This window comes from Kitasatospora sp. NPDC056181, from assembly GCF_042266225.1.
Taxonomy (GTDB): Bacteria; Actinomycetota; Actinomycetes; order Streptomycetales; family Streptomycetaceae; genus Kitasatospora.
The window spans coordinates 33,434-39,811 of the sequence record NZ_JBHJUK010000080.1 but is presented as its reverse complement, the minus strand read 5'-3'; the positions used below and the strand labels follow the sequence as shown (position 1 = coordinate 39,811).

Here is a 6,378-nt window from a genome sequence, read left to right as displayed (position 1 = left end):
GACCTAGGTCGTACGGTCCACTCCCGCCATCCGACCACCCTCCGACCGCCTTGCGACCGGCCATCCGACCTGCCCGGGCGGACCACGGACCGGGCGGGCGGCGGATCCGGTCGCGCCTGCGGGCCGGTCAGAAGGCGGAGTTGGCGACCCAGTGCGCCAGCAGCTCCTCGTCCCCGTGCACCTCGATGCGGTCCGCGGACCGGTCCAGCCGGCCGTAGAGGAACAGCAGCAGGTCGGCGGCGGTGCCCCGGACCGTCACGTCGGCGGTCTCGTCGGCAGCCCCGTCGGCGACGGCGCCCGCGCCGTCCGGGTCGAGCCCGAAGCCGTCGGGGCGAAGCCGGACCAGCCAGTCCCCGTCCCCGTCGGTGCGGGTGAAGCGGATGGTCCGGTCCGCACCCCGGAGGGCGGCGGTCCCGGGCGCGAAGAACGCGGCGAAGGGCAGGTTGGTCAGGAACTCCGAGACCCCGTCGGCCGCGAGGGCCGGGTCGATGCCGGGGCGCAGGCCCAGCGCGAGCTCGGCGTCCACGCGGTGCACCAGGGTCTCGAACAGCATCCGGCGCACCCAGAACCGGGCGTGCTGGTCGGCGCCCCAGGCCCACATCGGCTCGTCGAGGTCGCCCGAGGCGAACTCCGCGGCGGCCTGCGCCGCGGCGTCGGCCAGCCAGTCGGGGTAGCCGTCCGGGCCCTCGGGCAGCCGGAGGTCCACCTCGCGGCTGCGCGGCGGCTCCTGGATCCGCTGCCGCAGCAGGACGGTGAACCAGCGCTGCACGCTGCCGGCGTGACGGACCAGGTCGGTCAGCGTCCATCCGGGACAACTGGGCACCGGGGTCGCCGGATCGGCGGTCCGGACGGTGGCGACGAAGCGGGCGGTCTCGGCCGCGATGCCGGCGGCGTGGTCGACGGTGGTGGTCACGGACATCGTTCTCCCGGGGAGGCGGTCCCGTTGGGGCACGGGCAGGGGTACGGTCAGGGGCTCGGTCAGGGCTGCCACAGGCGCGGCAGTCGCCTCGGGCACGTCGGGTGTGCCCGGCACCTCAGGCACGGGGCCGGTCGGCGACGGGCCGGTCGACGAGGGGCTTGTCGACCACGGCCTTGGTGTGGCTGAACGTGTCGATGGAGTACTCGCCGTGGTAGCGGCCCATGCCGCTCTCGCCCACGCCGCCGAACGGCAGCTCGGGCATGGCCAGGTGGGAGACCGGGAGGCCGAAGGAGAGCGCGCCGGAGGAGGTCTCCTCGGTCAGCCGCCGCTTGGTCCGCTCGGACTCGGTGAAGGCGTAGAGCGCGAGCGGCTTGTCCCGCTCGTTGATGAAGGCGATGGCCGCGTCGAGGTCGGGCACGGCGACGATCGGCAGGATCGGGCCGAAGATCTCCGCGCGCATCACGGCGGCGTCCGGGGAGACGTCCGCGAGGACGGTCGGGGCGAGGTAGCGGGCGGCGCGGTCGCGCCCGCCGCCGGTGACCGTCCGCCCGTCGTCCAGCAGGGCGGCCAGGCGGTCGAAGTGACGCTCGTTGACGATCCGGCCGTACTCCGGACTGGCCGCCGGGTCGTCGCCGTACATCTCCCGGACGGCGTCGGCCAGGTGCTTCTCCAGCCCGGCGGCGCTCTCGCCGATGGCGAGGACGTAGTCGGGGGCGACGCAGGTCTGGCCGGCGTTGAGGAACTTGCCCTGGGCGATCCTCCGTGCGGTGACCGCCAGGTCGGCGCCGGGCTCGACGACGACGGGGCTCTTGCCGCCGAGCTCCAGGGTGACCGGGGTGAGGTTCCTGGCGGCCGCGGCCATCACGATCCGCCCGACGGCGCCGTTGCCGGTGTAGAAGATGTGGTCGAAGCGCTGCTCCAGGAGGGCGGTGGTCTCCGGGACGGCGCCCTCGACGACGGCCACGGTCTCCGGGTCGAGGTAGCGCGGCAGCAGCCGGGCCATCGCCGCGGAGGTCTCGGGGGCCAGCTCGCTCGGCTTGACGACGGCGGTGTTGCCGGCGGCCAGGACGCCCACCAGCGGGGCCAGTGCGAGCTGGAGCGGGTAGTTCCACGGCGCGACGACGAGCACCACGCCGAGCGGGTCGCGCACCACGTGGGCCTCGGCCGGCTGGAAGAACCCCGGGACGGCGGCCGGCTTGGGCCGGAGCCACTCCTCCAGGTGCGCCACGGTGTGGTCGAGCTCGTTCAGCACGAACCCGATCTCGGTGCGGTAGGCCTCCGTCGCGCTCTTGCCCAGGTCGGCGGCCAGTGCCTGCTGGAACACCTCGGCCTGCTCGGTGAGCAGGGTGCGCAGGGCCGCCAGCCGGTCCAGGCGCCAGGCGAGCGGCTTGGTCCGGCCGCTGTCGAAGGTGGCGCGCAGGCGGGCGACCAGGGCGGGGATGTCCGCCTCGGCGGGGGTCGGGGTGTGCGTCATGAGGGTCTCGCGGTCCTTCCGGGAGGCTTGAAGTCCTAGATGGTTGATGTCTTCAAGTAATTTCGACGGTAGACCTCGATGGTTGAGGGTGTCAAGCATCCTCCCTATGCTGGTTGCATGCCCCAGACGCCCCGGCCCGTGTCGCCGCCCTCCCCCGACGAGCTGATGGACCAGCTCGCACGGGTGGCCGCGGCCTACTACCGCCACTTCGCCACGGTGGCCGCCGGGCACGGGCTCACCCTGATGCAGGGCAAGACGCTCAGCCTGCTGCGCGGCCCCCGGCCCATGCGCACCCTCGCCGAGCTGCTGGCCTGCGACGCCTCGAACGTCACCGGGATCGTCGACCGGCTGACGGCCCAGGGGCTCGTCCGCCGCGAGGCCGACCCCGCCGACCGCCGGATCAAGAACATCGTCCTGACCGAGCAGGGCGAGCTCACCGTCCGCCGCATCCGGACCGAGCTGATGTCCAGTCTCACCGCACTGGAGGAGCTCACCCCCGACGAGCGCGAGACCCTCCGCACACTGCTGGGCCGCGCCTTCCCCGGAACCGCCGGGCCGCAGCGCTAGCCGGCCACCACCGGCGCACCGGATCTTCCGACAGGAGCACTGCGTGACGGCGCCGAGCGCTGCCCGCGCGCTTCAAACCTGGTAATCGCAAACGTTCACCCTATCGGGTACAGGAAGCACTCCGGAGCGCCCCCGCGTGCGCCTCCCCGCCTACCGTTGATCAGCAAGCGACAAGGGGCACCCGATGCGGCGACCCCCTTCTTGCCATGCCAAATGACGACCCGTCATGACGTGCGGTGTCCTTCGACCCGCCGTCCCGCGACGGGCAGTCCTTCGACGTGCAGTCCTTCACAGAGGGAGGCCCCGCCATGTCCGCGGACACCGGACCCGAGAGCAGCATGGAGAGCAGCAGCGTGGATGCCCCGGCGGCACGGTCATGAGCCGTACGGCCCTGGACCGGATCCTCAACGGACCCAGTGGCCTCGGGACGGCGGGCCTGCACCCGGGACGGCGCGACGCACGGCCGAAGACCGGCGATCCCATCCCCGGCCTGTACCACCACCCGGTCGCCGAGCCCGATCCGGAGCGCGTCGCGGAGGTCGGCCGCCGGATCAAGGCCTGGGCGCTGGACGAGGTCCAGCTCTACCCGCCGGAGTGGGAGGACCAGTTCGACGGCTTCTCGGTGGGGCGCTACATGGTCGCCTGCCACCCCGACGCCCCCGACATCGAGCACCTGATGATCGCCGCACGGCTCATGGCCGCCGAGAACGCGGTCGACGACTGCTACTGCGAGGACCACGGGGGCTCGCCCGTCGGCCTCGGCGGGCGCCTCCTGCTGGCCCACACGGCCCTCGACCCCCTGCACACCACGCCGGAGTACCACCCGGCCTGGGCGGAGTCGCTGCACGAGGACGCCCCCCGGCGGGCCTACCGCTCCGCCATGGACTACTTCACCCGCGCGGCGACGCCGTCGCAGGCCGACCGGTTCCGGCACGACATGGCCCGCCTGCACCTGGGCTACCTCGCGGAGGCGGCCTGGGCCGAGACGGACCACGTCCCCGCGGTGTGGGAGTACCTGTCGATGCGCCAGTTCAACAACTTCCGGCCGTGCCCGACCATCACGGACACCGTCGGCGGCTACGAACTGCCCGCCGACCTCCACGCGCTGCCCGCCCTCCAACGGGTCATCGCGCTGGCGTCCAACGCCACCACCATCGTCAACGACCTGTACTCCTACACCAAGGAACTGGCCAGTCCCGGCCGGCACCTGAACCTGCCCGTGGTGATCGCCGAGCAGGAGGAGAAGAGCGACCGCGACGCCTACCTGAAGGCGGTCGAGGTCCACAACGACCTGATGCACGAGTTCGAGGCCGAGGCGGCCGCCCTGGCAGCCTCCTGGCCCTCCCCGTCCCTGGTGCGGTTCCTGCGCGGCGTCGCCGTGTGGGTCGACGGCAACCACTACTGGCACCAGACCAACACCTACCGCTACAGCCTGCCCGATTTCTGGTAACCAAGGAGCTTATCCGTGACCACGACCGACATCCCCTCCGTTGCCGCCACCGCCTCCGTGCCCGGCCCGGCGACCCCGTACCAGGGCGACATCGCCCGCTACTGGGACCACGAGGCCCGGCCGGTGAACCTGCGCCTCGGCGACGTCGACGGCCTCTACCACCACCACTACGGGATCGGCGACGTCGACCACGCCGCGCTCGGTGACCCGGGCGACAGCGAGCGCGAGAAGAAGGTCATCACCGAGCTGCACCGGCTGGAGTCCGCACAGGCCGAGGTGCTCCTGGACCACCTGGGCGACGTCCGGCGCGGCGACACCCTGGTGGACGCCGGCTGCGGCCGCGGCGGCTCCAGCGTGATGGCCCACCAGCGCTTCGGCTGCAAGGTCGAGGGCGTCACCCTGTCGGCCAAGCAGGCCGAGTTCGGCAACCGGCGCGCCCGGGAGCTCGGCATCGACGGCTCCGTCCGCGCCCAGGTCTGCAACATGCTCGACATGCCCTTCGAGAACGGCAGCATCGCGGGCTCGTGGAACAACGAGTCCACCATGTACGTCGACCTGCACGACCTCTTCGCCGAGCACTCCCGCATCCTCGCCGTCGGCGGCCGCTACGTGACCATCACGGGCTGCTGGAACCCCGCCTACGGGCAGCCGTCGAAGTGGGTGTCGCAGATCAACGCGCACTTCGAGTGCAACATCCACTCCCGCCGTGAGTACCTGCGCGCCATGGCGGACAACCGCCTCGTGCCGCAGGCCGTCATCGACCTCACCCCCGCGACCCTGCCCTACTGGGAGCTGCGCGCCACCTCCTCGCTCGTCACGGGCATCGAGGAGGCGTTCATCAACTCCTACAAGGACGGCTCGTTCCAGTACGTCCTGATCGCAGCCGACCGGGTCTGACCGGCCGCCTCCGCGCGGGGCCGGGGCGTGCGCACGCCCCGGCCCCGCGTCGTCGCGGGACGCCCGCGCGGCCGGCGGCCGGTCAGGCCAGGGCCTTGGACTGCCAGTAGCCGAACTGGCGGAGCGGTTCGCCGTCGAGGGACCACGGCCAGGGCGTGACCGTCTCGCCGATCAGCTCGAAGGCGGTCCCGCTCTCGCGCACGCGGCCGGCCTGGACCAGGGCGTAGGCGAGCAGGTTGAGGTCGGCCCGGGCGGCCGCGTACGCGAGCCGGCCGGGGACGAGCCAGCCGGCCAGGGCGGCGTCCAGCGCGCCGGCGGCCCGGTGGTTCGACCACTGGCGCCGCACCAGCAGTCCCTCGACCCCGCCGCGGGCCAGCGTGCGGGCGTGCTCGTCGACCAGCGCGGTCAGCTCCACCCCCGTGGCCGGCGCCGCCGACGGCACCCCGGCCCGGACGGCGTGCACGAAATCCAGCTGGCTGCTGCGCGAGCCGCACTCCTCCGGCGACAGGTAGCGCAGCATCTGCAGGTGGGCCTCCCGGTTCCACGGGTCGCGTGAGGTCACCTCGTGCCAGACGGTGAACAGCTCGCGGGAAGGGGCGCGGGTCAGGCGCAGGATCCCCAGCAGCGCCACCCAGGGCGTCGGGTCGTCCGGGAGGGCCTCGGCGGCGCGGTGGCAGTACCCGGCCGCGGCAGCGGCGTCCTCCATCCGTCCCGCGTGCCGGCCACGGACCAGCTCGACCCACGCCTCGAACACCAGCGGGTCGCCGCTGCGGGGGGCGCGCAGCCGCCAGGTGCGGGAGACCCCCGAGGGCGCCGCGGCCTCGGCGAGCACGGCGATGCGGTGGCCGCGCCTGTCCCAGTCCGCGCCGGCCTCCTGGAGGAGCCGCTCGACCTGGTCGACCTGAATGCTGACCTGGCCCGGCATTCCGGGGGAATTCAGCTGCCGCCGGACACGGCCGAGTTTGACGTCGTCGAGCTCCGGCAGCAGGCGCGGGCCGGAAGCGCGAAGTCTTCGGAATATCGACACGCGCCGCAGCCTAGAGCCCCGACGGAATTCCGGACAGCCCTCGG

Annotated in this window: 5 protein-coding genes and 1 pseudogene; 3 read left to right on the top strand and 3 right to left on the bottom strand. The window is 72.9% G+C overall.

Annotated elements, in window-relative coordinates; all coding sequences use genetic code 11:
- Window positions 1-127: 127 nt before the first annotated feature.
- Window positions 128-919: a maleylpyruvate isomerase family mycothiol-dependent enzyme gene (locus tag ACFC1F_RS26900; protein ID WP_376162010.1), complete on the bottom strand. Its 792-nt coding sequence runs from the start codon at window positions 917-919 to the stop codon at window positions 128-130.
- A gap of 115 nt (window positions 920-1,034) precedes the next feature.
- A complete protein-coding gene (locus ACFC1F_RS26895) occupies window positions 1,035-2,393 on the bottom strand; it encodes an aldehyde dehydrogenase family protein (RefSeq protein WP_376162008.1) in 1,359 nt (452 codons plus the stop codon).
- Window positions 2,394-2,510: 117 nt separating this feature from the next.
- Between ACFC1F_RS26895 and ACFC1F_RS26890 the strand changes: the two genes are divergently transcribed.
- From ACFC1F_RS26890 to ACFC1F_RS26880, 3 genes and pseudogenes are all read left to right on the top strand, one after another.
- Window positions 2,511-2,960: a MarR family winged helix-turn-helix transcriptional regulator gene (locus tag ACFC1F_RS26890; RefSeq protein WP_376162006.1), complete on the top strand. Its 450-nt coding sequence runs from the start codon at window positions 2,511-2,513 to the stop codon at window positions 2,958-2,960.
- A gap of 397 nt (window positions 2,961-3,357) precedes the next feature.
- Window positions 3,358-4,410, top strand: a pseudogene (locus tag ACFC1F_RS26885) (family 2 encapsulin nanocompartment cargo protein terpene cyclase); the annotation flags it as partial.
- A gap of 15 nt (window positions 4,411-4,425) precedes the next feature.
- Complete coding sequence (locus tag ACFC1F_RS26880; protein WP_376162004.1) at window positions 4,426-5,307, top strand: geranyl diphosphate 2-C-methyltransferase; 882 nt, start codon at window positions 4,426-4,428, stop codon at window positions 5,305-5,307.
- 82 nt (window positions 5,308-5,389) lie between these two features.
- On the opposite strand, the gene ACFC1F_RS26875 is transcribed toward ACFC1F_RS26880, so the two are convergent.
- Window positions 5,390-6,334 (bottom strand): hypothetical protein, encoded by a 945-nt coding sequence (locus ACFC1F_RS26875; protein WP_376162002.1) that lies wholly within the window; start codon window positions 6,332-6,334, stop codon window positions 5,390-5,392.
- Window positions 6,335-6,378 lie beyond the last annotated feature (44 nt).